Source organism: Rhodococcus jostii NBRC 16295, assembly GCF_001894825.1.
In the GTDB taxonomy this organism is placed as follows: Bacteria; Actinomycetota; Actinomycetes; order Mycobacteriales; family Mycobacteriaceae; genus Rhodococcus_F; species Rhodococcus_F jostii.
Genome location: NZ_BCWY01000050.1, coordinates 37,642 through 62,844 on the forward strand (window position 1 = coordinate 37,642; position 25,203 = coordinate 62,844).

Consider the following 25,203-nt stretch of genomic DNA (forward strand, 5'->3'; position numbering starts at 1 on the left):
TCGGCGTTCAGGTGGTGACGCGCCCGGTGGAAGGGGCGGACATGGGCCTCGGGTACACATTGGCCTATCGGTTCAAGATCACGCCCTGGGTGAAAGCGGGCCGGGTCTTCGGGAACCAGATCGAGACGTTGATCGATCCCTTCGACGCGCCACCGGGCGAGGTCCTCGACATCGGGTGCGGCACCGGTGACCATGCCATCGAGATGGCCCGGCGGGGGTGGCAGGTGACGGGGATCGACACCGTCCAGCTGGCCCTCGACAAGGCGCGGTCCAAGGCGCGGAAGGCCGGCGTCGACGTGCGGTTCATGCACGCGGACGCCACCGACCTCGAGCATGCCGTCGGCCGCGGGTACCACCTGGTCCTGGACGTGGGGTGCTATCACGGGCTCAGCGACCACGACCGGGTCGCGTACGCCGAGAACATCACGACCGTGACCGAACCGCACGCCACCCTGTTGATGTTCGCGTTCGGGCCGGGACATCGCGGCCCACTGCCGCGCGGCGTGTCCCGCTCCGACGTGGAGCGGACGTTCGAGAAGTGGAAACTCGTGTCGGACGTCGACGCCGACACCACGGGAATGCCGGGACCGCTGAAGAAGGCCGACCCCCGCTGGTTCCGCCTCGTCAAGCGGTGAGTGGATAATCTCCGGGTGACTGCAACACTGCGTATCAGCGGACTGTCGGCTTCGCGCGGTGAGCGCACCCTGTTCACCGACCTCGACCTGACCGTCGCCCCGGGCGACGTGACCGGCCTCGTGGGCGCGAATGGTGCCGGTAAGTCGACGCTGCTGACCACCCTCGCCGGGATCGGGTCGGCGGACGTCGAGGGCAGTGTCGTGCTGAGCCCGCCCGACGCGGCCGTCGGCTACCTCGCCCAGGAACCCGACCGGATCGCCGGGGAGACCGTCCTCGACTTCCTCGGCCGCAGGACCGGCGTCACCGAGGCCGAGCACACCATGAACACCGCCGCCGAAACCCTCGGCGAATCCGACGAGGACCTGTACTCCCCCGCCCTGGAACGCTGGCTGGCGCTGGGCGGCGCCGACCTCGCCGAGCGCGCGGAGAAGGTGGTGAGCGAACTCGGGCTCGGGGTGCCGCTCGGCGCCCACATGACGTCGCTGTCAGGTGGGCAGGCCGCACGCGCCGGACTGGCGTCGCTGCTGCTGTCCCGATACGACGTGCTGCTGCTCGACGAGCCGACCAACGACCTCGACCTGGTGGGTCTCGAGCAGCTCGAGCGGTTCGTCGCCGAGAGCCGCGCCGCCATGGTGGTGGTGAGCCACGATCGAGAGTTTTTGGCGCGCACCGTCACCGGCATCGTGGAACTCGATCTCGCGCAACAGCAGATCGCGGTCTACGACGGCACCTACGACTCGTACCTCGCCGAACGGGAGATCGCGCGCAGACACGCGCGCGAAGCGTACGAGGAGTACGCCGGAACCCGCTCGGACCTCGAGGACCGCGCGCAGATGCAACGGAACTGGATGGAGCACGGCGTCCGCAACGCGCGTCGCAAGGCGAAGGACAACGACAAGATCGGCAAGGGTCTGCGCACCGAGTCCACGGAGAAGCAGGCCGCGAAGGCCCGCCAGACGCAGCGCCGGATCGAACGGCTCGAGGTGGTCGAGGAGCCGCGCAAGGAGTGGGACCTGCGGATGGAGATCGCCGCCGCCCCGCGCAGCGGATCGGTCGTGGCGACGGCGAACGGTGCCACCGTGGCGTGGGGCGGCGACCGCGAGTTCACGTTCGGCCCGGTCACCACCCAGGTCGACTGGGGCGACCGGATCCTCATCACCGGCGCCAACGGTTCCGGCAAGACCACCCTGCTGAAGGTGCTGCTCGGCAAGATCGCCCTGGATGCGGGCACCGCGACACTCGGTTCCGGTGTGGCCATCGGGGAGATCGATCAGGCCCGCGGACTGTTCGAGGGCGCAGAGAAGGTGGCCGACGCCTTCGCGGCGCAGGTCCCCGACTGGCCGGACGCCGACGTGCGGACCCTGCTCGCGAAGTTCGGGCTCAAGGGACACCACGTGCTGCGTTCGGCGGCGTCACTGTCGCCCGGCGAGCGCACCCGCGCAGCGCTGGCCCTGCTCCAGGCGAAGGGCGTGAATCTGCTGGTGCTCGACGAGCCCACCAACCACCTGGACCTGCCCGCGATCGAACAGCTCGAGCAGGCGATGGAGAACTTCGACGGCACGCTGCTGCTCGTCACCCACGACCGGCGGATGCTGGACTCGACGCGCAGCACACGCCGGTGGCGGATGGACGGCGGCCGGCTGTCCGAGGAGTAGTCAGTCGCCCTCGGCCATGGGCGGCAGCGCCTTGACGAACGGCGGGTCGTAGTCGACCTTCCCCAGCTTCGCCGCACCACCGGGTGACCCCAGGTCGTCGAAGAAGTCGGCGTTCGCCTTGGTGTACTCGACCCACTGATCCGGGACGTCGTCCTCGTAGAAGATGGCCTCGACGGGGCAGACCGGCTCACAGGCACCGCAATCGACACACTCGTCGGGGTGGATGTAGAGCATCCGACCGCCTTCGTAAATGCAGTCGACAGGGCATTCTTCGATACATGCCTTGTCCAGAACGTCGACACAGGGCTCTGCGATGGTGTACGTCACGTCAGTAATCCTGGCCTTTCCTGCCGTCCGGCGCGAATCGCCTCCACTCTGCCACTCAATTCGCCACCGTCAACCTGTGGACGTCCGGCGTCACCTGGCCCCGGCCGAGTGGGTGATCCCATCACACCAGACACGCCGTCGCCGTTGTGCACGGTTGACAAACTGTTGGGTTTTCACAACACTTTGTTAGATGAGCCCAGTACGGCGCGGGGACGCCCTCCCCATCTACAACCGCATCGGCGTCCTGCGCGCCGAGCGCGGGATGAGCCGGGCTCAGCTGGCGGGACTCATCGACGTCAATCCCCAGACCGTCGGCGCACTCGAACGCGGCGACCACTACCCGAGCCTCGACCTGGCGTTCCGCATCTCGTGGGTGTTCGAACTCCCGGTGGAGGCCATCTTCTCGCGCACCGAGTTCGGCCCGCTGTCCACCGAGCTGTACCGCACCCACCGACCGCCGTCCACGACAGGAAGCGGGGAGAGTTCCCATGGCTGAGACCACTCTGATCGAGCGGTACCAGGGGTTCCGGACGCGCAGATTCCTCCAGAACGAAAGCCGTTACCGGACCTGGCTACCGGGCTGGCGGACGCGCAGCCGCAGACGAATCCTGGTGGTCGCACTCGCGGTCACGTTCGTGTTCATGATCGCCGTCGGCATCGTGTGTCATTTCGACATGGTCGTCGGGCCGCTGCTGTGGCTGCCCGCATGCCTGTTCTTCTTCCCGCTGTGGACGATGCTCCAGATCGTGTCCGGGCGACAGGGGGACGCTCCGCGCGACGCTCTCGACGAGTGGGAGATCCAGCAGCGCAACAGCGCCCGGTCGATCGGACTCACGGTCACCCAGATACTGACGCTCGCTCCCGCGCTGTACCTGATCTTCGTCGGCGCGCTGGACGGCGATCACGGCAACGTGCCGTACGCCGCCGGTCTGCTCGTCGTCACCACACTGATGATCGGGGGCTGCACGCCCGCCATGATCCTCGGCTGGACACAACCCGACCCCGATCCCGACGACCTGGCCTCGGACCACCTGACCTCGTAGCAACCTCCGCCCTCCAGAACGGGAAGGACCCATGTCTCACACCCTCACGATCGACGGCATCTCCAAAAGATACGGCGACGTCGTCGCACTCGACGACCTGTCCTTCGAGGTCCGCCCCGGCGAGATCTTCGGTTTCGTCGGCAGCAACGGCGCCGGCAAGACCACCACCATGCGCATCGCGCTGGGAGTCCTGTCCGCCGATTCCGGTGAGGTCCGGCTCGGCGGCAAGCCGGTGGACCTGGACGTGCGCCGCACAATCGGGTACATGCCGGAGGAACGCGGCCTCTACCCGAAGATGAAGGTCGGCAAGCAACTCGAGTACCTCGCCGAGCTGCACGGCATGTCCCGCTCCGCGGCGCGGGAAGCGGTCGCCCGCTGGACCGAACGCCTCGGCATCGCGGACCGTGCCGGCGACACCGTCGACGCGCTCTCGCTCGGCAACCAGCAACGAGTCCAGCTGGCCGCCGCGCTCGTCCACGATCCCGCGGTGCTCGTTCTCGACGAACCCTTCTCCGGGCTCGACCCCGTCGCGGTGGACGTCATGAGCGACGTACTGGTGGAGAAGGCGAACACCGGAGTGCCGGTGATCTTCTCGAGCCATCAGCTCGAACTCGTGCAGCGTCTGTGCCACCGGGTGGGCATCATCAGTCACGGCCGGATGCGGGCGGTCGGCACCGTCGACGAGCTGCGCGGCGGCGGCAACGCCCGACTGGAAGTCTACGCACCGGAGGCCCCCGTCGGCTGGGCCCATCACCTCGAGGGCGTCACCACCATCAGCCACCTCGACGGCCGCACCCTGCTGTCGCTCGATGCCGACGCGGACGATCAGCTGGTCCTCCACACCGCTCTGAAAACGGGCCCGGTGCACGAATTCTCGCTGCACAGGCCCACCCTCACCGACCTGTTCCGAGAGGTGGTCACGGCATGAGTGCCCCACTGAGTCCCGCCCGCGCGATCGGCCTCGTGGCCCGCCGCGAATTCCTCACACAGGTGGCGAAGAAGAGCTTCGTCGTCAGCAACGTCATCATCCTGCTCGCCATCGTCGGTGGCATCGTCGCGTACTCGCTGTTCTCGGGCGGCGACGACGAACGCGCGACCGTCGGACTCGTCGGCGACCAGGGCCTCGCGCCTGCCCTCGTCGCCACCGGAGACGCGGTCGGGACACCGGTCGACGTTCACCAGTTCCCGGACGAACAATCCGCACGGGACCAGGTCGGCAACGGAGACCTCGACGTCGCACTGGTTCCCGGCGCCGCCGGATCCGTCACGGCCGTCACTGAATCCGAGCTCGGCGGGGGGCTCCGCACCGTGATCGACGCGGCCGTGGTGCAGCAGGCCCAGGCCGGCGCGCTCGCCGCGCAGGGAGTGGACCCCGCGCAGCTCGCCGAGGCGACCGGCCGGGCCGTCGTCACCGTCGACGCACTCGATCCGCCCGACCCGGAGAAGGGGCAGCGAGTGGCCCTGTCGATCGCCGTGGTCGTCCTGCTGTACATGCAGATCATGATGTTCGGCATGTACGTGGCCATGGGTGTGGTCGAAGAGAAGTCGAGCCGCGTCGTCGAACTGCTCCTGTCGACGCTCCGCCCGCTACAGCTGCTGTGGGGCAAGGTGATCGGCATCGGCGCGGTGGGTCTCGTCCAGTTGACCGCCTACGGTGTCGCGGGTGTCGCCGCCGGACTCGCGACGGGCGTCCTCACCGTCACCGGAACGGCACTCGGTGTGCTGGCCGGCACGCTCGGCTGGTTCGTGCTCGGATTCGCGTTCTTCGCCGTCCTCTATGCCGCGGCAGGCTCGATGGTGTCCCGCCAGGAGGATGTCAACGCCACCGCGTCACCACTGATGGTCCTGATCGTCATCATGTTCTTCAGCGCCTTCTCCTCGGTGAGCAACCCGGACGGCACGCTCAGCAACGTGCTCAGCTGGATTCCGCCCTTCTCCGCGATCCTGATGCCGCTCCGCATCGCCGCCGGTGTGGCGTCCCCCGTCCAGGTGGTCGTGACCATCGGCCTGATGCTCGCCGTCACCGCCGCGCTCAGCGTGCTGGCCGCGAAAATCTACCAGCGTTCGATCCTGCGGATCGGCAAGGTCGTATCGTGGAAGGAGGCGCTCGGCAGGTAGCGAATCCCCAGCGCACGGCCCAGTTCCCTGTGTAGTCTTCGAATCGTCGATCGATGCTGCTCAGCTGCCGTCGTGGAACGGGGAACCCCATGGTCGTCCGTCGCAGGAAGCCGATCGTCGCGGTCGCGGTCGCCGTGGTCGCGTCCATGACGCTGATGTTCACGGCCTGCACGTCCGACGAGCCGACCACTGCGGGCGGCGGTGGCAACGCCGGCCCCGACGGCTCCCCCGTCGCGTACCAGGAGCCGGTCAAGCTGTCGAGCGAGAACGGAGTGCTCGAGGTCCGGCTGTCCGCCCATCAGGGGACGGTCGATCTCGACACCGTCTCGGAACCGGTGTCCAACTTCCTGCTCTTCGGATACGAGCTCCTGCAGGGCACGAGTTCGGACGGCTCGACCAGCGGCGACGACATCTACCCGGCACCGACATTGCGGGTCGACCCGGGTGAACGCCTGATCATCCACTACGACAACGATCTGCAGAACCTGACGGTCGAGGACTTCTACGACCCCGCCTTCACTCCGGCGGGCGGTGAGGTGCCGATCTACCCGCCTGCCCTCGCGTCGGCGCCGCTGAACCTGCACACGCACGGGTTGCACGTGAGCCCGGACGGCAACGCCGACAACGTCCTGCTCGACATCCCCGCCGGGATGGGCAACGTGTACGACTACGCGGTGCCGAAGGACATGCCGAACGGCCTGTACTGGTACCACAGTCACCGTCACACCCTGACCGCGCAGCAGACGTACGCGGGGCTCGCGGGACTGCTGGAGATCGGGCGGCCCGACGGCAACCTTCCCCTGGTGACGCAGAACGACGTACCCATTCGCGACATGGCGCTGCAGTACAACTTCGTCTTCGACCGTAAAGGCAACGGCCACCAGCTGAACGACCCGAACTGGCCACAGTTCGTGTCCACGCTGAAGCCGCCGGAGGGGACGCAGCTCGCGGACGGCACGTACTCGCCGAGCCTGGCGCCGGTGAACTTCTCCGAGACTTCGGAGGGCTCCCGGTACGTCACCAACTGGTACGCCGGACCACTGTCCCCGGCCAACCATCGCGGCCAGAACCAGTTCGTGCCAGGCAATCTCCAGAGCTTCACCAGTGACACGACGAACGTTCCGGCGGATCCGTCGCTGCCGGACAACGAACGCGACGTGCAATACACCGTCAACGGGCAGTTCCAGCCGGACCTGAAACTGAAGCCGGGACAGACGGAGATCTGGGTGCTGGCGAACATCAGCGACTTCGCCTACATGCCGCTCAGGCTCACCGAAACGGCAACGGGCAATCATCCGAAGTTCTCCGTCGTCGGGCAGGACGGCAATCCGTTCACCCAGGTGCAGTTGCCCGTGGCCGGTGACGGAACCCGGCTCGTCATCCCGCCCGGGTCGCGGTATGCGATCGCGGTGACGATGCCGGAGACTGGCGATCTGGTGCTCGACATGCCGCCGCTCGAAGGCGCGAAACCCGTCACCAACCCCGGTGTGCTGTACACCAACGACGGCACCGAGAACCCGCCGGCCGTCCTGGGCACCGTGACCGTCGACCCGTCCGTGATCAGCTACGCCGACGGCTTCTTCACCTTCCCCACCCAGACCCTCCTCCACGTGACCCCCGACAGCGGTGACGGCACGACCACGCCGTTCGAGCCCGGCCAGAACCTCGACGCCTACACGTCCTTCGTGGACACGTCGGTGATGACACCCGACGTGAAGCGCACGCTGACGGTCTCCGGCGGGTTCGGCAACGAGAAGGCGAGCAACAGCGACCCGAAGGCCTTCACGTACGAGTTCGACGACAACACCTTCCCGAACATCCCGTTGATCCAGCCCAGGCTCAATTCGGTGGAGGAATGGACGATCACGAATCTCAACAACGACGAGCATCCGATGCACATCCACGTCAACGACTTCCAGGTGATGGAGATCGTGGATCCCGTCGCGGGCACCAGGACCGGGGTGCAACCGTGGGGTGAGGACAACGTCAACGTGCCCGCACCCGTGACGGACGCAAACGAGAACGCCCTCGTTCCGGCATCGGTGACGCTGCGCACCAAGTTCACCGAATACACGGGCACCTTCGTGATCCACTGCCATCGCCTCAACCATGAAGACAACGGGCTGATGGCCACCGTCAACGTGATCCCCGAAGTGTCGACGTACGCGGTGGCGGTGCCGGGAACCCCGGGTACCCCCGCGACCGTGCAGGTCCACGACGGCAACGGCGACAAGGTGATCGCCGCCGTCACGCCGTTCCCGGCCTTCGAGGGCGCCCCGACGGTGGCGATGGCCGATGTCAACGGCGACATGATTCTCGACCTCGTCGCCGGGACCGGCGCGGGCGTGGCACCGGAGGTCGTCGCCTACGACGGCAACGACGTCGGCTCCGGCCCGTTCACCTCCGAACTGACCCGGTTCGCCCCGTTCGACGCCGGCTTCCACGGCGGCGTGACCGTCGCGGGCGCCGACATCGACGGAAACGCGCTGGCCGACAACATCATCGTCGGCACCGGCCCCGGCACCGAATCGCAGGTGAAGGTGTTCTCGTCGACGCTGCCCACCGAGAAGGGTTCGGTACCCGAACCGTTCTCGGCCTTCACGCCCTACCCCGGATCGCAGTCCGGGGTCACGGTCGCGACAGGGCTGGTCGACGCCGCCTCGGGCCGGGCGAGCATCGTCACCGCCCCGGGTCCGGGAGAAGCGCCCCGGGTGAAGACGTTCCGCTACGACCTGTTCGAGCCGACCGCCGCCGCCGCATCGAACGGCAGCGCGGACGAGCACGCCGGCCACACCGGCGGGCCGCGAACGACATCGGAGTTCCTGGCGTTCGACGAGAGCTACCACGACGGCGTGTCCCTGTCCACGGGGTGGGTGGCCGGCGCCGAGGGCGGCGCGAAGAGCATCGTCACCGGCATGCTCGGCGGCGACGGCACGGTGCGGGTGTGGTCGAGCGGGTCGCGCCTCGACGGTGAACCGAGCATGTATCTCGAGAGCCCGAACCATCACTCCGACGGCGCCGTCGCCTTCACACAGATCGCGTCGTTCGCGCCGTTCGCCGGCGGCCCTCCCGGCATCGGCGTGCAGGTCGCCACGACCAGCACCACCACCGGCGCCGACCTCCTGGTCAGCGGCGCCGGCGCCGGCGGCACCGAGGTCCGCAAGTTCGGGCTCGGCCGCCCGGACCCGCAGTCCACGACGGTCGTGCCGTTGCCGCTGGGCACACTCCCCACGCTCCCCGCGACGACGGGGCCCGTGCCCCTCGGCGGCCGGTAGACCCGGTCAGCCGGCGCGCTTCGCGGCCGCGGCGGCGATGTCGTCGAGATCGCGCCGGATCGCCTTGGTGGTGGCCTTCAGCGCGAAGGAGCCGAACAGTTTCATCATGAACTTCGACAACGCGCCCAGGCCAGTGGGTTCCGCGGAGAAATGAAAGGTCAGGGTTGTGCCGTCACCGGCAGGCGACAGGGTGAACACCGTCGTGTAGTCCGCGCCGTGGGACGACGCCTTCACCTCGGTGCGCTTCTCCGGGTCGATCTCCGTGACCCACATTTCCTCGGTCGACGACTTCCCGAACAGCACCCGGGTCTCACGCCACCGCGTGCCGACTTCGTACTTCGTCGAGTCGAGCCGTTCGAGCTTCTCCACACCGCTCAGCACCGACTCCGCGTTGTCGAGGTCGGTGAGGACCGCCCATACGGCGCCGACCGGCGCATCGATCGTTCGGCTCACCCGGATTTCCGAGGCTGACATGAGGCACCCGTTTCTCTCTTCTCAGGGCAGGGTCCAGAACTGGATGGTCACCAAGTAGAAGACGACGACCCAGAACACCATAGCCCCGGCGACCACCGCGACCCCGCGACGGTTCGTCTTCGCCACCGGGACGTCCGGGGGCGGCCTCAGCCAACGCGCGAGCAGACGGTTTACGTAGTACGGCATCGTCACGAAGCTCATGATGAAGCTGGACAGCAGGTTTCCGATGAGCAGACCGAGCCACAGCGGCATCTTCAGCGGCGACAGCGCGAGGGTGAGGATCACGACGGTGGGATAGAGACCGACCCACACCGCGATCGATGTCTTGGTCTCGGACGGCGGGGGCGCCTCGTTGCCCTTCTCGTCGAACGCGAACCAGCTCCCGAATGAGTTGTCGATGGTGCGCAATTCGAAGTCGTGGAACTTCTCCCCCTCCGCGAGAAGTTCCCGGCGGTTCTCCGACGTGAGCCACACGTCGAGGTCGGCCGCGCTGTCGTAGCGGTACAGCGCGGTCCACTCGTCCTGGACCCCCTCGATCGGGCGGAACAGTTCGCTGCCGCGGAAGCCGTCGAACTTGCTCTCCTCCAGTCGCAGTCGGTCCTGCCAGACGAGGAAGTCGTCGACGTGCTTCGGATCGACGCGATGCGTCACGACGACCGTCACCAGCGGATCCGTCTCCCGCGTGCCGCCGCTGATGACCTGCTGGGTGGCGGGGCCGTCGAAGTACTGCTGCCCCGCGTCCAGGCGGTCCTGCCGGGTGGCGCTGTTGATCCACGCCTGCACGTGGGCGACGGAGTCGAAGCGGTAGACCACGACCCAGTCGGGTTGCACGGCGGTGGGTGCGGAGATCTCGGCGCCGAGGAATCCGGGGTAATGGGACGCGGCGGCATTCATGTCCTGCTGCCAGGCCTCGAACGCCTCCTCGGATCCGGCGCGCACCTTCTGGCCGATGATGACCGTCGCGGCGCTGCCGGTGGATTTCTCGGTGGGCTTCTCGGTGTCCATCGCCCTCTCCTCACGGCTCAGGTCGTCGGAACCGATCGGTTCTCGCCGATTCGGTGGTAGATCCGCTCGGGAGTGAGCGGCAACTCGCGAAAACGCACACCCGTCGCGTTTTCCAGGGCGTTGGCCAGCGCAGGCGCCACCGGGTTGATGCAGCACTCCGCCATTCCCTTCGCCCGCATCGGCCCGACGGAGTCATCCGACTCGACCAGCAGCACTTCGGTGCGGGGAATGTCGGCGTAGGTGGGGATGCGGTAGTTGCGCAGGTTCGGGTTGATCATCACGCCGTTCGCGTCGACGTGGAAATTCTCGGTCAACGCGAAGCCGATTCCCTGGGCGACGCCGCCCTCGATCTGACCGCGCACCTGCACCGGGTTGATGACGACCCCGACGTCCGCGGCTTGCACGCTGTAGAGGATTCGGATCTCGCCCGTGATCCGGTGGACGGCGATGCGGAAACCGTGGGTGTTGGAGACGACGCTGCGCGGCGACCCGTACGCCTTGCGCGCCACGGTGAACCGGATGCCCCGGCGACGGGCCGCGGCGAGAAGGTCGGTCAACGGCACTCGGGTGCTCCCGCAGAGCACCCCGTCGTCGTCCATCGAGCACTCGGTCACGTCGACTCCGGTGTGCGCGGCGGCGAACGCCAGGATGCGGTCGCGCAGGGCAACGGAGGCGTTCGACACGGCGTTGCCGGCGACGAAGAGGCCGGCGCTGGCGAAGGCCCCCGTATCGAAACCCGTACGGTCGGTGTCGGACTGCACGAGACGGATCCGTGCGGGTGTGGTGCCGAGATGGGTGGCCGCGATCTGCACGTGCGCAGTCGACGTCCCCTCACCGAATTCGACGGTACCGACGGCGAGTTCGTACACACAGTCGTCGCCGAGCGTCGCCCACGCCTCGGAGATGTGCTCGGTCGGAGGCGCGGTCTCGTGCAGCGAACTCGCGGTGCCCTCGCCGACGAGCCAGTCGTCGCCCAGCACCTGCCCGTTCGCGGTCCGCCGCAATGCGTCGTCGACGAGGTCGATGCACTGCCCGAGTCCGTCCTCCCCGAACCCGACGTCGTCGGGGACGTCGTCGATCGCCACGAGTGAGTCACCGGGGCGGACGATGTTGCGGCGCCGCAACTCGAGCGGGTCGATATCGAGGGCGACCGCCAGCTCGTGCATCGCGGACTCCACCGCGAAGGCGGGCTGGGTCATCCCGTAGCCCCGCAGCGCTCCGCTGGGCACGCTGTTCGTGTAGACGGCGTACGCATCGAACTTCTTGTTGAGACACCGGTACGCCGAGATGGCGGCACCGGCCGCGAACAACGTCTCACCCCCGTGGTTCCCGTACGCCCCGGTGTTCGACACGTTGCGCACCTGGAACGCGGTGAGCGTGCCGTCCGACCGGGCGCCGAGCGTGATGGTCAGCTTCATCGGATGCCGCGGCGACGCCGTCGTGAATTCTTCCTCCCGGGTGAACTCGAAGCAGACCGGCCTGCCCGTGTCGAGGGTCGCAAGCGCGACGAGATCCTCCGAGAACACCTCCTGCTTGCCGCCGAAAGCGCCACCGACACGCTTGCAGAACACGCGCAGCTGGTCGGGGCGCAGGTCGAACAGGTGAGCCAGCTTGACCTTGGCGATCGACGGCGACTGCGAACTCGTGCGCACGTGCAGGCGGCCGTCCTCCATCCAGGCGATCGACCCGTGCGTCTCGAGATGAGCGTGCTGCACGCGCGGGGTGAAGTAGGTGCCCTCGTGGATCACGTCGGCCTCGGCGAACCCCGCCTCGATGTCGCCCACCTCCCCGTGGAGCTCGAGCAGGATGTTGTGCACAGGATCGCGGACGAACGGGTCGTCCGAACCATGCAACTGCGGTGCGCCGTCGGCCATCGCCTCCTCCGGGTCGAACACCGCAGGCAACACGTCGTATTCGACGACCACCTCGCGGCAGCCCTCCTCCGCGGCGCCGACCGTGTCCGCCAGCACCGCGACCACCCGCTGGCCGGCGAAGCGGACCGTGTCGTCGAGGATGTACGTATCGTCGGGGTCGACGAGGTGATCGGTGTGGATGGCGGTCGTGAACCGCTTCCGGGGCACGTCCTCCCACGTGTACACACGGTGCACACCGGGGACGGCGAGCGCCGCCGCCGTGTCGATCGAGACGATGCGGGCGTGGGCATGCGGGGAATGCAGCACCTTCAGGTGCAGCAGGCCGTCGATCGCGGTGTCCATCGTGAACTCGGCGCGGCCCGTGACGACGTCGGTGGCGGCGGGCGCCCCGACGCTGGTGCCGACGGCCCGGCCCGGTTCGGCGACCTCGATCGCGGCGACGCCGTTCACCGCGTCCTCGATCGCCCGGTACCCGGTGCAGCGGCACAGATTGCCCTTCAACGCTCGGGGCAGGTCCTGCTTCTGGGCGTCGGTGAACGTCGCCGACGTCATGATCATCCCCGCGGTGCAGAAGCCACACTGGAAGCCGGGGGCGTCCCGGAACTGCCGTTGCAGCGGGTGCAGGTCGTCGGGCGTGCCGAGGCCTTCGATCGTGGTCACCTCACGCCCCTCCGCGCGGAACGCGGGCGTGATGCAACTGTGCACCGGGTCTCCGTCGAGCCACACCGTGCAGGCTCCGCAATCTCCTGCGTCACAACCCTTCTTGACGCCGTGATGGCCCAGCGAACGCACGAACGTACGCAGGCACTGGCCGGGATTCGGCTCCTCGTCGAACGTCCTGCCGTTCACGGTGTACGTCATCACCGGTCTCCTGCCGCGAACTCGGTCCGGATCTCCTCGGCGAAATGCTTCGCCAGGTGGCGACGGTGGTCTGGTGTGCCGTTGGGGTCGTCGAACCACTCGTCCGCGGGTATCGCATCGATGCTCTGCTGCAGTGCCTCCGCGTCGGGCGCGGCGTCGAACGCCAGGCGGATCGGACGTGTGGTGCCCGCCGTGATCGTGAGCAGCAAGTCGTCGGTGCCGGGCGTCCGGGTGCCGATCATGAAGAGCGTCGACCGGCCCAGGTGCGTCAGCGTGAAGCGGCGGTGCGTGTGACGCTTGCGCAGAGCGGTGACCGGAATGTCGATGCGCCGCAGGACCTCACCCGGCGCCAGTACGTTCTCGTGGTTGCCCGTGACGAAGTCGGCGGCATCGACGGTGCGCTCGGATCCGTCGACGGCCCACAGCGTGTACGTCGCCTCGAGCGCGACCGTCATCGTGATCATCGGGCCCGCCGGCAGTGACATGCAGATGTTGCCGCCCACCGTGGCCGAATTCCAGATCTTGAACGATGCCAGGAAGGCCTCACAGCTCGTCCCGAACAACGACCCGGCGCGCCAGTCGTCCGGCGGCGCAAACGCATACAGGTCACGGATCGTGCACGTCGCCCCGATCTCGAGGCCCGCGTCGCTCCGCACCAGCGGTTCCCAGCCGAGCGTCGTGAGATCGACGAGACGGCGCAGGTGGGGCTGCTGATCGGAGAACAACCACGTTCCGCCGGCCAGCCAGGCGTCGCCGTCGCGCCACTCCGAACCCGGCCGGTCGGGTGGTCGCCGCACGACGTCGGTGATGGTGTTGAGGTCCATATGACTGCTCCACTCGGGAAAATGTCGTCGTTCTCGTACCCGGCCTGCGTCAACCCATCTGACTTTAGACACCGCGGCAGCGGTCTCGGTGTTAATTGCCGGGTTCCACCCGGGCGCTGTTTGCCGTGTTCCGCGGCCGAGAGCGACCGTCACCCGCCGTAGCAGACATCCCCCGCCCCGGCCCGACCGCTACTCTCAGGGCCATGGCCGCCAAGATCTCCGCCCACGACGTGCTCGAGCTGGTACTGGACGCCGGCAGCTTCGTCTCCTGGGACACCACACCCGTCGACGCGCGGCCGAACGAGAAGTACCGCGCCGACCTGCAGAAGGCCGCCGACAAGTCGGGCGTCGACGAATCGGTGATCACCGGTGTCGGCACCGTCCGCGGCCGCCCGGTCGCGGTGATCGCCTGCGAGTTCGCATTCCTGGCCGGTTCGATCGGCGTGGCCGCCGCCGAGCGGATCGTCTCCGCCATCGAACGCGCCACCCGTGAGGGTCTCCCCCTGCTCGCCTCGCCCACGTCGGGGGGCACACGCATGCAGGAGGGCACCGTCGCCTTCGTGCAGATGGTGAAGATCGCGGCGGCCGTCGCCACCCACAAGGCCGCCCATCTCCCCTATCTGGTGTATCTGCGGAACCCGACCACCGGCGGCGTGTTCGCGTCCTGGGGTTCTCTCGGGCACATCACGGTGGCCGAACCCGGTGCACTCGTCGGGTTCCTCGGACCCCGCGTCTACGAAGCCCTGTACGGCGAGAAGTTCCCCGACGGCGTGCAGACCTCCGAGAACCTCTACCGCAACGGTGTCATCGACGGCGTCGTGCCCGCCACCCGCCTGCGGCGGCTCGTGCATCGAGCGTTGCGGGTGCTGATCGACCCGCCCACGTCACCCGACGTCACCGAGCCGGCGCCGGCCACCGACATTCCCGACGTACCCGCCTGGCAGTCGGTGATGCTGTCGCGGCGCGCCGACCGGCCCGGCATCCGCCACCTGCTGCGGCACGCCGCCACCGAACAGGTCCCCCTCAGCGGCACCGGCCAGGGCGAGACCGAGGGGACGGTGTTGTTGTCGCTGGCCCGTTTCCGCGGCGCACCGTGCGTGCTGCTGGGGCAGGACCGCGCCGGCCAATCCGCCCTGAACACGATGGGCCCCGCCGCTCTGCGCGAGGCACGCCGAGGCATGCGACTGGCCGAGGAGTTGCAGATCCCGCTGGTCCTGGTGATCGACACCCTCGGCGCCGCACTGTCGAAGGAGGCGGAGGAACGCGGACTGGCCCCCGAGATCGCACGCTGCATCTCCGACCTCGTGACCCTGAAGACGCCGACCGTGTCGGTCCTGCTCGGTCAGGGCACGGGCGGCGGGGCGCTCGCCTTCCTCCCCGCCGACCGCGTGCTCGCCGCTCAGAACGGGTGGCTGGCCCCGCTTCCGCCCGAAGGCGCCAGCGCCATCGTCCACCGCGACACCACCCACGCACCCGAGATGGCGGCCGCGCAGGGCATCCGCTCACTCGATCTGCTGCGGGACGGCGTCATCGACGCCATCATCCCCGAGCACCCCGATGCCGCCGACGAGCCCGTCGACTTCTCCAAGCGGGTCGGCGAGGCCATCTCCCGCGAACTCCGCGCGCTGACCGGGGTTCCCGAGAGCGAACGCTTCGCGGCCCGACTCGCCCGCTACCGGAACCTCGGGCTGCACTAAGACAGTTTGATCGTCGGGTTGTACATGTCCAGCCACAGCGCCAGGTCGAGGGTGCGCTCGAGTCCGCGGCGCGACACCTGAGTGATCTGCGGCGTGTCGACGGACACCGCCCGCGCCAGCCAGTCCGCACTGACCAGGCCGAACACCGGGTGCGTGGGGTCGCTGAGCAGCTCCTTGCCGTGCTGCTGCAACGCCACCGCATACTTGGGGTCCTGGGTGGACGGATACGGCGACTTCACCCGATCGATCACCGACTGCGGCAGCACATCCCTCGTCGCGGCTCGCAGCAACGACTTCTCCTTGCCGTCGAACGTCTTCAGCGACCACGGTGTGTTGTAGACGTACTCGACCAACCGGTGATCGCAGAACGGCACCCGCACCTCGAGTCCGACGGCCATGCTGGCGCGGTCCTTGCGATCGAGCAGGACCCGCACGAAACGCGTCAGGTGCAGGTAGCAGATCTTCCGCATCCGCCATTCGAAGTCGGATTCACCGTCCAACCGGTCGATCCCGGATACGGCTGAGGAATACGAGTCCTGCACGTACGCATCCATGTTCAACCCGGCCGTCACCTCCGGGGTGAAGATGTTGCTCTCGTCGCCGAAATGCTCGGCGAACTGTACGAGCCACGGGAAGGTGTCGGCCTGCTGTGCCTTCGGGTCGAAGAACTGCTTGTACCCGCCGAACACCTCGTCTGCCGACTCACCGGACAGCGCCACCGTCGAGTGCCGACGGATCGCCTTGAACAGCAGATACAGCGACGCGTCCATGTCGCCGAGGCCCATGGGAATGTCGCGTGCCCGGATGACCTTCGCACGCACGGCGGGGTCGGCCAACGCGTCGGAGTCGAGGACGATGTCCTGGTGCGCGGTGCCGGATCGCCGGGCCACGTCGTGCACATACGGGGCGTCCGGGGTGCCCCGCAGTTCGTCCGCGACGAAATGCTCGGTCTGGCCGACGAAGTCGACGGCAAACGTCCGGACCGTCTCGCCGACCTCGGCAAGCTGCTCGGCGGCGATTCCGGTCATCGCCGAGGAGTCGAGACCACCGGACAGCAGGGTGCACCGCGGTACGTCGGCGATCAGTTGCCGGCGCACGATGTCGTCGAGGAGTTCCCGGACGTGTGCGACGGACGTGTCCCGGTCGTCGGTGTGCGGACGCGTCTGCAGAGTCCAGTACCGGTGGGTGCGCAGCCCGGTGCGGGAGACGGTGACCACCGTGCCCGGTTCCACCTCGCGCATGCCCTCCCACACTGCGTGGCCCGGCGTCTTCACGAACGCGAACAACTCGCGGATCCCGTCCATCGTGACGGTCGACTCGGCGATCGGATTGGCAAGGATCGCTTTAGGTTCCGAACCGAACAGCACACCGTCGGGAGTCTTGTAGTAGTAGAACGGTTTGATGCCCATACGGTCACGGATCATCACGAGTGTGTCGGTGCGCGAATCCCAGATGGCGAATGCGTACATGCCGTTGAGGCGCTCGGCGACGGCCTCCCCCCATTCCAGGTACCCGTGGAGGACCACCTCGGTGTCGGAGTCCGTGACGAACCGGTGCCCGCGCCCGTACAACTCCTCACGCAGTTCACCGAAGTTGTAGACCTCACCGGAGTAGACCATCGCCACGGTGCCGCCAGGGGTCTCCACGCTCATCGGCTGGTGCCCGCCCGGCAGGTCGATGATCGCGAGCCTTCGATGCCCGAGCGCTGCATGTTCGACAACCCACGTGCCACGGTCGTCCGGCCCGCGGCAGTTCATCGTCTCGGCCATGGCATCCACGGTGGACTGTTCGACGCGTAGGTCGCGTTCGAACGAGATCCATCCGGCGATTCCGCACATTGTTTCCTCCGGCTGTCGCTGGCGCTCTTCCTTCGGCGCATGGTCAGTTGCGAGGCGGCGGGCCCGAGTCCGAACCGTAGCGATCACATTGACAGTTCTTTACTCTTGCTAACCACCTACCTTCCACGGTAACCCTTTTCGACGCACAGCCGGTGGGGCACGGAACGCCGCACGTCAGAACGGCGCAGGGTCGTCGACAGCGCAGGTGTCGGCTGCGCGTGCGTGGGGCGACCGGCGCCGCGCCACATCCAGGCGCGCCTGCCGTCGGCGGCGCTCCGCCCGGATCCGGGCAGCCGTGTTCTACTCACAGGTGCGGCGAAGCGCTCCCCCGTCGGCGACGTGGCCACTTCCAGCAACATGGTCGCTTCCGGCATCGTGGTCACGTCCGCCAGCATCGCTCCGTCCGACACCCAGGAGCCCCGACGACCGCGGGCGGTATCGGTGACCGGTGGGCGCGATCAACTCGATTCCACCGTCGGCGGTCACCGTCCAGTGTCCGGAATGTTTGAGCCGGTGATGATTTCGACAGTAGGCGGTCATGTTGCCGGCCACTGTCGGACCGCCGGCCGCGGGATCTGCGTGGTCGAATGGCCGATGGTGATCGAGGTCCGTGTTCCACGCCGCAACGCCACAGTGCAGCCATTCGCATCCGCCGGCCAGCACCCGCATCCAGGTGTCGAGTACGGCGCCGGGACGGTACGTGGTTGGGACGACAGCGCTCGGAGCCCGCAGCGGTTCGACATCCGCGGCGGCGGCGATGTCGCGCGCATGCGCGGCATCGACGATTCCGTAGCCGTCGAGATAGGCCGGTTCGTCGCCGCCCGCGAGTGTGGAGTCGAGCATGATCAGGTGCACGAGAGGCTTGCGCGCCGTCGCTGCGATGCGGGAGTCCTGGCCGCAATCGACCCGCCCGCTTTCACACTGCACGAACCCGACCCCGTCGATGAGTGCGGACAATCCGTCGGCCCGTCTCTGTTCGTACGTTCGAAGATCTTTCGGGCACACGGTGTTTGCCAGTTCGCGCAATCGCGCGTCGAATGCACGTCCCTGCGCCGCGGGAAGCGATCCGAGGATTCGACACATACCGTCCTCCGCCGCGCCGACTCCGACGAACCTGTCCGCCTGCGCCTTCTCCCGCTTGGCCCGCACCCCCGCCGGGTCGAGCCTCGCGATGATGCGATTCGCGGCGTTCGTCAGCCTGCGGCCGGTCAGCCCGGTTCCACCGGAGCGTGGCAGGGCCAGAACCTGTTCGAGGAGTTGATGTTCGACTTCACCGATCCGCTCGTCGCCGACGTTTGCCGTCGCATCGTCGATCAGGCGCACCCGGTACATGTCCAGATCACCGCGCGCCATGGCCTCGCGGGTGGCGTGCAACCGGGTGCGCAGAGCCATACCCAGTCCGATCAGCCGACCCGCCGACGCTCGCCCCATGGTCAGCGCGGCACCGATCTCGGCCTCGACCACTTCGTGGTCGAGGTCCACGCCCCGTCGGATTCGACTTCCGCGGTTCGACGAACGAAGAGTTCGGCAATCACCGCCAGCTTCCGTTCGGCCACCACCGACTCACTGCGATGCAGATCGGTCATCAACTCGACCAGACCCACATCGGATTCCGCGTCGGCGAGACAGCAGATCGTCTCACGGACCCCTCGATCGAATACCCCCGTATCGAACATGCGTTCTACAGTAGCGAAAGTCGTTGCGCTCCACAAGACCCCACAACAATCCGCGCCCGGAGCGGTTCTACCCACTCCCCGCGACGATGGCGGGCACAGTGGCGGCGACGATGATGGCGGCGTTGACGGCCTCGACGGATTTGCGCACTGCCTTGCCCGCCCATTCGCCTTCGGAGATCTCCTTCGCCCGTTTCTTCACGGCGCGACGATCGGCGTCGGGGAACAACTTCGGCGCGGCGTCGACAGCGGACATAAGGGAGACGAGCGCGGCGGTGCGCGGAGTGGGGGTGACCCCGTCGAGGATCGCGGCGCTCAGCTCGGAGCGCACCGCGCGTTCGTGGCGTCCGTCGACCTCCGGCCACCGCGTGGTGGGGAAGATGCCCAGCACCTTGCCCTTCTCCTCGCGGACCCAGCCCGCGTCGACGATGCGTTTCGCGAGTTCGTCGCGCAGGTTCTTGGCGAGCTTCTCGATGGCTGTCTCCGGTTTCATCGGCTTGGACGTACCGATGAGGTCGACGGCCCGAGCGAGCAGCGGATCCTGAGGTCGCGCTCCGTCCCGGACGACGAGACGCCCCTTCTTCACGTCCTCGCCGAGTTCGGCGGGGGTGACGACGTCATCGAGGGCCAGTTCCAGAAGAACGGCGCCGGCGAGGACGCGCGGCATCCGAGTCCCGTCCACGACGGGCTTGCCCGAGGCGTCGTCGAGAAGCAGCAACAGCAGGTCTTCGGCGAGCAGCGTCATACTTCCACGATAGGCGGCGTCGCGGCGAAGTCCGGTGTCCGTTCAGCCGCCCCGGGGAATGTTTGCCGGTTACCGTGAAGGGGGAATATTCGGAGTATTCACCAGACGGTTGTCGGGCACCGCAGTCAAGCACGAGGAGCGGCTATGAGCGCGATCGGACACTGTCGGGCAGTCCTGGCGGTCGCCGTCGTTGCGTCGTCTGCCATGTTCGGTCAGGTGGCCGCGGCGTCGGCGGACGAGTGGCGGGCCCTTCCCGTCGACAAGCCGGCGTCGGCAGACGGATCCGTCCTCGACCACATCGAGGAGATCGACGACCGTCAGCTGAACATGTACGTCTACTCCGCGGCGATGGAGAAAGTGATTCTCCTCGAGGTGATCCGCCCCGCCGATACGAGCGTGCCCCGGCCGACGCTGTACCTGCTCAACGGCGCCGGTGGCGGCGAGGATTCGGCGACCTGGCAGGCGAGGACCGACGTGGTCGACTTCTTCGCCGACAAGAATGTCAATGTCGTCACTCCCGTCGGTGGCGCGTACAGCTACTACACCGACTGGGAGAAGCCCGATCCCGTCCTCGGCGTGAACAAGTGGACCACCTTCCTCACCGAGGAACTTCCCCCGATCGTCGACGCCACACTCGGAACGAACGGTGAAAATGCCATCGCGGGACTGTCGATGTCGGGCACGTCCGTCCTGAGCCTGGCCGAGGCAGCCCCCTCCCTGTATCGCGCGGTCGGCGCGTTCAGCGGGTGCGCCCAGACGAGCACCAAACCGGGGCGGGACTATGTCACCTTCGTCGTCAGCTTCCGAGGCGGAGATGTCGAGAACATGTGGGGACCACCCGACGACCCCGCCTGGGTGGCCAACGACCCCGTCGTCAACGCCGAGAAGCTGCGCGGAATCGACTTGTACATCAGCAATGCCACCGGACTGCCCGGCATTCACGAGAACCTCAACGGCCCGGATATCAACGGCGATGTGGGGACCCTGGCCAACCAGGTGATCATCGGCGGCATCATCGAGGCGGGCACCAATCAGTGCACCCATGAACTCGCCGACAAGCTCAACGCCCTGGGAATCCCCGCCACGTACGACTTCCGGCCCACCGGCACCCACTCGTGGGGCTACTGGCAGGACGACCTGCACAACTCCTGGCCCATGATCGCCGGCTCCCTCGGTCTCTGACCGGTTCACCGCAACTCCGCTGGGCGACGAAAACCCGCCGCCCAGCGCAGGCCTGCGCCCCGGCCGTCCGGACGGTGTCGCTGGACACCGACGTCACATAGGGTGTTTCAGGTCACACGAACGACGAGAGGACGGACATCGATGAGCTCCGCGACAGAGCACGCCGGTCACAGCTACGCGGAGGTCTACCGCGAGAGCGCCGAACGTCCGGAGGAGTTCTGGCTCGCCGCGGCCGAGGCAGTGGACTGGGTGACGCCGCCGACGCGGGCACTCGACGATTCCGCCGCCCCGATGTACCGGTGGTTCCCCGATGCGTCGCTGAATACGTGTTTCAACGCTCTGGACCGGCACGTGCGCGACGGCAACGGGGATCGGGCGGCACTGATCTACGACTCCGCGATGGCCCCCGATGCGTCCCGCACTTACACGTACGCCGAACTTCTCGACGAGGTGTCCCGGTTCGCCGGCGTCCTGAAGGGCCAGGGTGTGGTGGCCGGCGACCGGGTGATCGTGTACCTGCCGATGATCCCCGAAGCGGCCATCGCGATGCTCGCGTGCGCCCGCATCGGTGCCGTGCACTCGGTGGTGTTCGGCGGTTTCGCCGCGAAGGAACTCGCCACCCGCATCGACGACGCCGGACCGGTGGTCCTGGTGACGGCGTCGGGCGGCCTCGAGCCGGGACGCACCGTCGACTACCTGCCGATGGTGGCGAAGGCCCTCGAGTTGTCGAGCACCCCTCCGCACACGGTGATCGTCAAGGACCGGGAGCAGATTCCGGGTTCGGCCGCCGACTACCGCGGCGGTGAGGTGGCATGGTTCGACTGGGACGCGCTGATCGCGGATGCGGCACCCGCGGAGCCGGTTCCGGTGGCTGCGACGGACCCGCTGTACATCCTGTACACGTCCGGCACCACGGGGAAGCCGAAGGGTGTGATCCGCGACAACGGCGGGCACGCCGTCGCGCTGACGTGGTCGATGCGCAACATCTACGACATCGGCCCGGGTGAGGTGTGGTGGACCGCATCCGACGTCGGCTGGGTGGTCGGGCACTCGTACATCGTCTACGGGCCGCTGCTGGCCGGTGCCACGTCCGTGCTCTACGAGGGCAAACCGGTCGGCACCCCGGATGCGGGGGCATTCTGGCGGGTGATCTCCGATCACGGTGTGTCGGCGCTGTTCACCGCACCGACCGCGATCCGCGCCGTCCGCAAGGCCGATCCGGACGCGACGGAGATCGCCAAGTACGACATCTCCTCACTGAAGACACTGTTCGCCGCGGGCGAGCGCCTCGACCCCGACACGTACGCGTGGGCCACCCGGGTCCTGAACCGTCCCGTCGTCGATCACTGGTGGCAGACCGAGACCGGCTGGGCGATCTGCGCCAACCTGCGCGGACTCGAACCCATGCCGCTCAAGGCCGGCTCGCCCACCGTCCCGGTGCCCGGGTACCGGGTCGAGGTCGTCGACGGCGAGGGAAGAGCGGTTCCGGCGGGGGCCGAGGGCAACATAGTGATCGGGCTGCCGCTGCCTCCGGGCACCCTGGCCGGGTTGTGGCGCGACCCGGAGCGATATGTGAGGTCGTACCTCGCCACGTTCGACGGCTACTACCTGACCGGCGACTCCGGTTACATCGACGAGGACGGGTACGTGTACGTCCTGGGCCGCAGCGACGACGTCATCAACGTTGCCGGACATCGGCTTTCGACGGGCAGCATGGAGGCCGTGGTCGCGGGGCACCCGGCCGTGGCGGAGTGCGCGGTGGTCGGGATCCGCGACGAACTCAAGGGCCAGCGGCCCAGCGGCTACGTGGTGCTCAAGGCCGGGGTCGAGATCGACCTGGAGACACTCCGTAGCGAACTGGTCGCGATGGTGCGCGAGCAGATCGGCGCCGTCGCCACGTTCCGCGACGTGACGGTCGTGCAGGCGCTGCCCAAGACTCGCTCGGGCAAGATCCTGCGCAAGACGATGCGGCAGATCGCCGACCACGAGGAGTACACCGTGCCCTCCACCATCGAGGACGTCACCGTGCTCGACGCGCTGAAGAAGCAACTGGGCGGCTGACCGCTCAGGCCCGGGTGGCCGCGTCGAGTGCGTGATCCACCAGCACCTCGACGCGGTCCGGTTCGAGCGGGTCGAGGTCGAACAGGATGCGGTAGATGATCGGCGCCACCACGTGGTCGATCACGTGCTCGACCACACTCGGCGCGGGTGAGCCGGCGGGTTCGCCGCGCCCGAGGATCGTCTCGATCTGGGTGCGGCAGAACGTCGCGCACTTGAACGGATTGGTGCCGTCCTCGGACCTGACGGTGTCGCCGCTCATCACGACATCGCGCAAGGCCGCCCGCCCCACCGGTGAGGACATCTCCTCGAGATAGTCCTGCGCCCACGCGACGAGGTCACCTCGCGCACTGCCGGTTTCACGCGGGGGCGTGTCGGGACGCAGTCGTTCGATCGCGACGTCCGCGAACACCTCGGTGATGTCACCCCAGCGCCGGTAGATGGTCGACGGGGTGACGCCGGCGTCGGCAGCGATCATCGGGACGGTGATGTCCGCTCGGTCGCGCTCGTCGAGAAGTTTGCGCGTGGACGCGTGCACCGCCTGCTGGATACGGGCGCTGCGACCACCGGGACGTGGACCTGGAGCCGGACTCATGCCCCCCATGCTAACGCAAAGATGTTGCATTAAGAATGGCTGCGGCGTACCGTCCGTTAACGCAAACCTTTTGCATTAACGTTCTCCGGGAGTACGCCATGACGACCCTTGCCGCACCCGAAGTGCCACCGACCTCGCGACCCGCACTGCGCCGCGGGGCCGCCTTCACGCTCGTCGCGGTCGTGATCGCCACCCTGCTCGGCGCATCAGCCGCCCCGACACCGCTCTACGAGGTGTACCAGTCGAACTGGGGTTTCTCGTCACTGCAGTCGACGCTGGTCTTCGGCATCTACGCCGTGAGCCTGCTGCTGGCGCTGCTCACCGTGGGGTCGCTCTCCGACTACGTCGGCCGCCGGCCCGTGCTGATGACGGCGCTCGTGTTCGAGGCCGCCTCGATGGTCATGTTCGCGACGGCCGAAGGCATCGGGCTCCTGCTGTTCGCCCGGGTCGTGCAGGGATTCGCCACCGGCGCCGCGATCAGCGCGCTCGGTTCCACACTCCTCGACCTCGAACGCAAGCCCGGACGCGGTGCCACCGTCAACAGCATCGCGCCCACCGTCGGCCTCGCGCTCGGCGCCATCGGATCGAGCCTGATCAGCGAGCACCTTCCCCGGCCCACCAGCACCGTGTTCCTGGTGTTCTGCGCGCTGTTCGTCGTCGAGATCCTCGGCATCTGGGCTGCTCCCGAGACGGCAGTCCGGCAGAAGGGGGCACTGGCGTCGATGCGGCCGACGCTCGCGGTCCCGTCCACCGCACTGGGCATGCTCGTCCTCACGGGCCCCTGCCTGGTCGCCGTGTGGGCGCTCGGCGGCTTCTACCTGTCGCTCGGACCTTCGCTCGCCCGCAACGCGCTCGACGTGCACACGTCGCTGATCGGCGCCGTCATGGTCGCGACGCTCACCGGAACCGGCGCCTTCGCGGTGTTCGTGCTGCGCAACGTGGCGGCACGGCGCATCCTGTACGTCGGGGCCTCTGCCCTCGTCGCCGGGGTCGCCATCACCCTGGTCGGCGCCGAAACATCCTCGGCGCTGTGGATTCTCGCGGGGACCGCGGTGGCGGGCGTCGGATTCGGTGCCGGCTTCCAGGGCACCATCCGCACCGTCATGCCGCTCGCCGAACCGCACGAGCGCGCGGGACTGCTGTCGAGCATCTACGTGATCGCCTACCTCGCCAACAGCGTTCCGGCACTGGCCGCCGGATACCTCGTCGGAAAGGTCGGGCTCGTCGACACCACCCGCATTTATGGCGGACTCGTCATCGCCCTCGCCACTGCGGCATTCCTCGGGCTCCTCGTGCGCAAAGCGCCTGTGAGTACTTGTTAAC

The 25,203-nt window shown here is 67.8% G+C and carries 21 protein-coding genes; 11 read left to right on the top strand and 10 right to left on the bottom strand.

Annotated features, from left to right (window positions below; translation table 11 throughout):
- Positions 1-41: 41 nt before the first annotated feature.
- The gene (locus RJ1_RS28000) at positions 42-635 is read left to right on the top strand and encodes a class I SAM-dependent methyltransferase (RefSeq protein ID WP_073365786.1); all 594 of its coding nucleotides are present in this window, start codon (positions 42-44) and stop codon (positions 633-635) included.
- A gap of 15 nt (positions 636-650) precedes the next feature.
- Positions 651-2,291, top strand: a complete 1,641-nt coding sequence (locus RJ1_RS28005) for an ABC-F family ATP-binding cassette domain-containing protein (RefSeq protein WP_073365787.1) — start codon at positions 651-653, stop codon at positions 2,289-2,291.
- On the opposite strand, the gene fdxA is transcribed toward RJ1_RS28005, so the two are convergent.
- Positions 2,292-2,618, bottom strand: coding sequence for a ferredoxin (gene fdxA / locus RJ1_RS28010; protein ID WP_005244047.1), 327 nt, complete (start codon positions 2,616-2,618; stop codon positions 2,292-2,294). It abuts the gene before it with no gap.
- 190 nt (positions 2,619-2,808) lie between these two features.
- On the opposite strand from fdxA, the gene RJ1_RS28015 reads away from it, so the two are divergent.
- The 5 genes from RJ1_RS28015 to RJ1_RS28035 all read left to right on the top strand — a co-directional run bounded on the left by RJ1_RS28015 (position 2,809) and on the right by RJ1_RS28035 (position 9,054).
- Complete coding sequence (locus tag RJ1_RS28015; protein ID WP_073365788.1) at positions 2,809-3,114, top strand: helix-turn-helix transcriptional regulator; 306 nt, start codon at positions 2,809-2,811, stop codon at positions 3,112-3,114.
- Complete coding sequence (locus RJ1_RS28020) at positions 3,107-3,661, top strand: hypothetical protein (RefSeq protein ID WP_073365789.1); 555 nt, start codon at positions 3,107-3,109, stop codon at positions 3,659-3,661. Before RJ1_RS28015 ends, RJ1_RS28020 begins: the two co-directional genes overlap by 8 nt.
- 31 nt (positions 3,662-3,692) lie before the next feature.
- The gene (locus tag RJ1_RS28025) at positions 3,693-4,589 is read left to right on the top strand and encodes an ABC transporter ATP-binding protein (RefSeq protein ID WP_073365790.1); all 897 of its coding nucleotides are present in this window, start codon (positions 3,693-3,695) and stop codon (positions 4,587-4,589) included.
- On the top strand, positions 4,586-5,779 hold the full coding sequence (locus RJ1_RS28030) for an ABC transporter permease (protein ID WP_073365791.1): 1,194 nt from the start codon (positions 4,586-4,588) through the stop codon (positions 5,777-5,779). The genes RJ1_RS28025 and RJ1_RS28030 overlap by 4 nt, the downstream gene beginning before the upstream one ends.
- A gap of 89 nt (positions 5,780-5,868) precedes the next feature.
- Positions 5,869-9,054, top strand: a complete 3,186-nt coding sequence (locus RJ1_RS28035) for a multicopper oxidase family protein (RefSeq protein WP_073365792.1) — start codon at positions 5,869-5,871, stop codon at positions 9,052-9,054.
- Between the two features lie 6 nt (positions 9,055-9,060).
- Here RJ1_RS28035 and RJ1_RS28040 read toward each other — a convergent pair whose 3' ends face one another.
- The 4 genes from RJ1_RS28040 to RJ1_RS28055 are packed head-to-tail and all read right to left on the bottom strand — an operon-like array spanning position 9,061 to position 14,092.
- Positions 9,061-9,528, bottom strand: a complete 468-nt coding sequence (locus RJ1_RS28040) for an SRPBCC family protein (protein WP_073365793.1) — start codon at positions 9,526-9,528, stop codon at positions 9,061-9,063.
- A 21-nt stretch (positions 9,529-9,549) separates the two neighbouring features.
- Positions 9,550-10,533, bottom strand: a complete 984-nt coding sequence (locus RJ1_RS28045; protein WP_073365794.1) for an antibiotic biosynthesis monooxygenase — start codon at positions 10,531-10,533, stop codon at positions 9,550-9,552.
- Between the two features lie 17 nt (positions 10,534-10,550).
- The gene (locus RJ1_RS28050; RefSeq protein ID WP_073365795.1) at positions 10,551-13,268 is read right to left on the bottom strand and encodes a molybdopterin-dependent oxidoreductase; all 2,718 of its coding nucleotides are present in this window, start codon (positions 13,266-13,268) and stop codon (positions 10,551-10,553) included.
- The gene (locus RJ1_RS28055; RefSeq protein WP_073365796.1) at positions 13,268-14,092 is read right to left on the bottom strand and encodes an FAD binding domain-containing protein; all 825 of its coding nucleotides are present in this window, start codon (positions 14,090-14,092) and stop codon (positions 13,268-13,270) included. Before RJ1_RS28055 ends, RJ1_RS28050 begins: the two co-directional genes overlap by 1 nt.
- A 203-nt stretch (positions 14,093-14,295) precedes the next feature.
- Here RJ1_RS28055 and RJ1_RS28060 point away from each other — a divergent pair, with 203 nt between their 5' ends.
- Positions 14,296-15,789 carry an acetyl-coenzyme A carboxylase carboxyl transferase subunits beta/alpha gene (locus RJ1_RS28060; RefSeq protein WP_073365797.1) on the top strand — a complete coding sequence of 498 codons (1,494 nt, stop codon included), beginning with the start codon at positions 14,296-14,298 and terminating at the stop codon, positions 15,787-15,789.
- Here the strand turns inward: RJ1_RS28060 and asnB are convergent.
- The 4 genes from asnB to RJ1_RS28075 form a co-directional block, all read right to left on the bottom strand.
- Positions 15,786-17,627: an asparagine synthase (glutamine-hydrolyzing) gene (gene asnB / locus RJ1_RS28065; protein WP_073365798.1), complete on the bottom strand. Its 1,842-nt coding sequence runs from the start codon at positions 17,625-17,627 to the stop codon at positions 15,786-15,788. The genes RJ1_RS28060 and asnB overlap by 4 nt on opposite strands.
- A 300-nt stretch (positions 17,628-17,927) precedes the next feature.
- Entirely contained in the window at positions 17,928-19,109 is a 1,182-nt protein-coding gene (locus RJ1_RS28070; protein ID WP_240319774.1) for an HNH endonuclease signature motif containing protein, read from the bottom strand.
- On the bottom strand, positions 19,061-19,303 hold the full coding sequence (locus RJ1_RS47900; RefSeq protein ID WP_240319775.1) for a hypothetical protein: 243 nt from the start codon (positions 19,301-19,303) through the stop codon (positions 19,061-19,063). Before RJ1_RS47900 ends, RJ1_RS28070 begins: the two co-directional genes overlap by 49 nt.
- A gap of 67 nt (positions 19,304-19,370) precedes the next feature.
- Positions 19,371-20,045: a GOLPH3/VPS74 family protein gene (locus RJ1_RS28075; protein ID WP_073365799.1), complete on the bottom strand. Its 675-nt coding sequence runs from the start codon at positions 20,043-20,045 to the stop codon at positions 19,371-19,373.
- Between the two features lie 144 nt (positions 20,046-20,189).
- On the opposite strand from RJ1_RS28075, the gene RJ1_RS28080 reads away from it, so the two are divergent.
- Positions 20,190-21,227, top strand: coding sequence for an alpha/beta hydrolase (locus RJ1_RS28080; protein WP_073365800.1), 1,038 nt, complete (start codon positions 20,190-20,192; stop codon positions 21,225-21,227).
- A 141-nt stretch (positions 21,228-21,368) separates the two neighbouring features.
- Entirely contained in the window at positions 21,369-23,288 is a 1,920-nt protein-coding gene (locus tag RJ1_RS28085; RefSeq protein ID WP_240319776.1) for a propionyl-CoA synthetase, read from the top strand.
- Positions 23,289-23,292: 4 nt separating this feature from the next.
- On the opposite strand, the gene RJ1_RS28090 is transcribed toward RJ1_RS28085, so the two are convergent.
- Positions 23,293-23,880 (bottom strand): TetR/AcrR family transcriptional regulator, encoded by a 588-nt coding sequence (locus RJ1_RS28090; protein WP_073365802.1) that lies wholly within the window; start codon positions 23,878-23,880, stop codon positions 23,293-23,295.
- Positions 23,881-23,978: 98 nt separating this feature from the next.
- Between RJ1_RS28090 and RJ1_RS28095 the strand changes: the two genes are divergently transcribed.
- Positions 23,979-25,202 carry an MFS transporter gene (locus RJ1_RS28095; protein WP_073365803.1) on the top strand — a complete coding sequence of 408 codons (1,224 nt, stop codon included), beginning with the start codon at positions 23,979-23,981 and terminating at the stop codon, positions 25,200-25,202.
- The last annotated feature ends 1 nt before the right edge of the window (position 25,203 follow it).

What these genes read in the sequence shown, in the direction of transcription:
- RJ1_RS28000 (WP_073365786.1), top strand. Translation starts at nt 42, where the DNA reads ATGGGCCTCGGGTACACATTGGCCTATCGGTTCAAGATCACGCCCTGG.
- RJ1_RS28015 (WP_073365788.1), top strand. Translation starts at nt 2,809, where the DNA reads ATGAGCCCAGTACGGCGCGGGGACGCCCTCCCCATCTACAACCGCATC.
- RJ1_RS28020 (WP_073365789.1), top strand. Translation starts at nt 3,107, where the DNA reads ATGGCTGAGACCACTCTGATCGAGCGGTACCAGGGGTTCCGGACGCGC.
- RJ1_RS28025 (WP_073365790.1), top strand. Translation starts at nt 3,693, where the DNA reads ATGTCTCACACCCTCACGATCGACGGCATCTCCAAAAGATACGGCGAC.
- RJ1_RS28030 (WP_073365791.1), top strand. Translation starts at nt 4,586, where the DNA reads ATGAGTGCCCCACTGAGTCCCGCCCGCGCGATCGGCCTCGTGGCCCGC.
- RJ1_RS28035 (WP_073365792.1), top strand. Translation starts at nt 5,869, where the DNA reads ATGGTCGTCCGTCGCAGGAAGCCGATCGTCGCGGTCGCGGTCGCCGTG.
- RJ1_RS28040 (WP_073365793.1), bottom strand. Translation starts at nt 9,528, where the DNA reads ATGTCAGCCTCGGAAATCCGGGTGAGCCGAACGATCGATGCGCCGGTC.
- RJ1_RS28045 (WP_073365794.1), bottom strand. Translation starts at nt 10,533, where the DNA reads ATGGACACCGAGAAGCCCACCGAGAAATCCACCGGCAGCGCCGCGACG.
- RJ1_RS28050 (WP_073365795.1), bottom strand. Translation starts at nt 13,268, where the DNA reads ATGACGTACACCGTGAACGGCAGGACGTTCGACGAGGAGCCGAATCCC.
- RJ1_RS28055 (WP_073365796.1), bottom strand. Translation starts at nt 14,092, where the DNA reads ATGGACCTCAACACCATCACCGACGTCGTGCGGCGACCACCCGACCGG.
- RJ1_RS28060 (WP_073365797.1), top strand. Translation starts at nt 14,296, where the DNA reads ATGGCCGCCAAGATCTCCGCCCACGACGTGCTCGAGCTGGTACTGGAC.
- asnB (WP_073365798.1), bottom strand. Translation starts at nt 17,627, where the DNA reads ATGTGCGGAATCGCCGGATGGATCTCGTTCGAACGCGACCTACGCGTC.
- RJ1_RS47900 (WP_240319775.1), bottom strand. Translation starts at nt 19,303, where the DNA reads ATGTTCGATACGGGGGTATTCGATCGAGGGGTCCGTGAGACGATCTGC.
- RJ1_RS28075 (WP_073365799.1), bottom strand. Translation starts at nt 20,045, where the DNA reads ATGACGCTGCTCGCCGAAGACCTGCTGTTGCTGCTTCTCGACGACGCC.
- RJ1_RS28080 (WP_073365800.1), top strand. Translation starts at nt 20,190, where the DNA reads ATGAGCGCGATCGGACACTGTCGGGCAGTCCTGGCGGTCGCCGTCGTT.
- RJ1_RS28085 (WP_240319776.1), top strand. Translation starts at nt 21,369, where the DNA reads ATGAGCTCCGCGACAGAGCACGCCGGTCACAGCTACGCGGAGGTCTAC.
- RJ1_RS28090 (WP_073365802.1), bottom strand. Translation starts at nt 23,880, where the DNA reads ATGAGTCCGGCTCCAGGTCCACGTCCCGGTGGTCGCAGCGCCCGTATC.
- RJ1_RS28095 (WP_073365803.1), top strand. Translation starts at nt 23,979, where the DNA reads ATGACGACCCTTGCCGCACCCGAAGTGCCACCGACCTCGCGACCCGCA.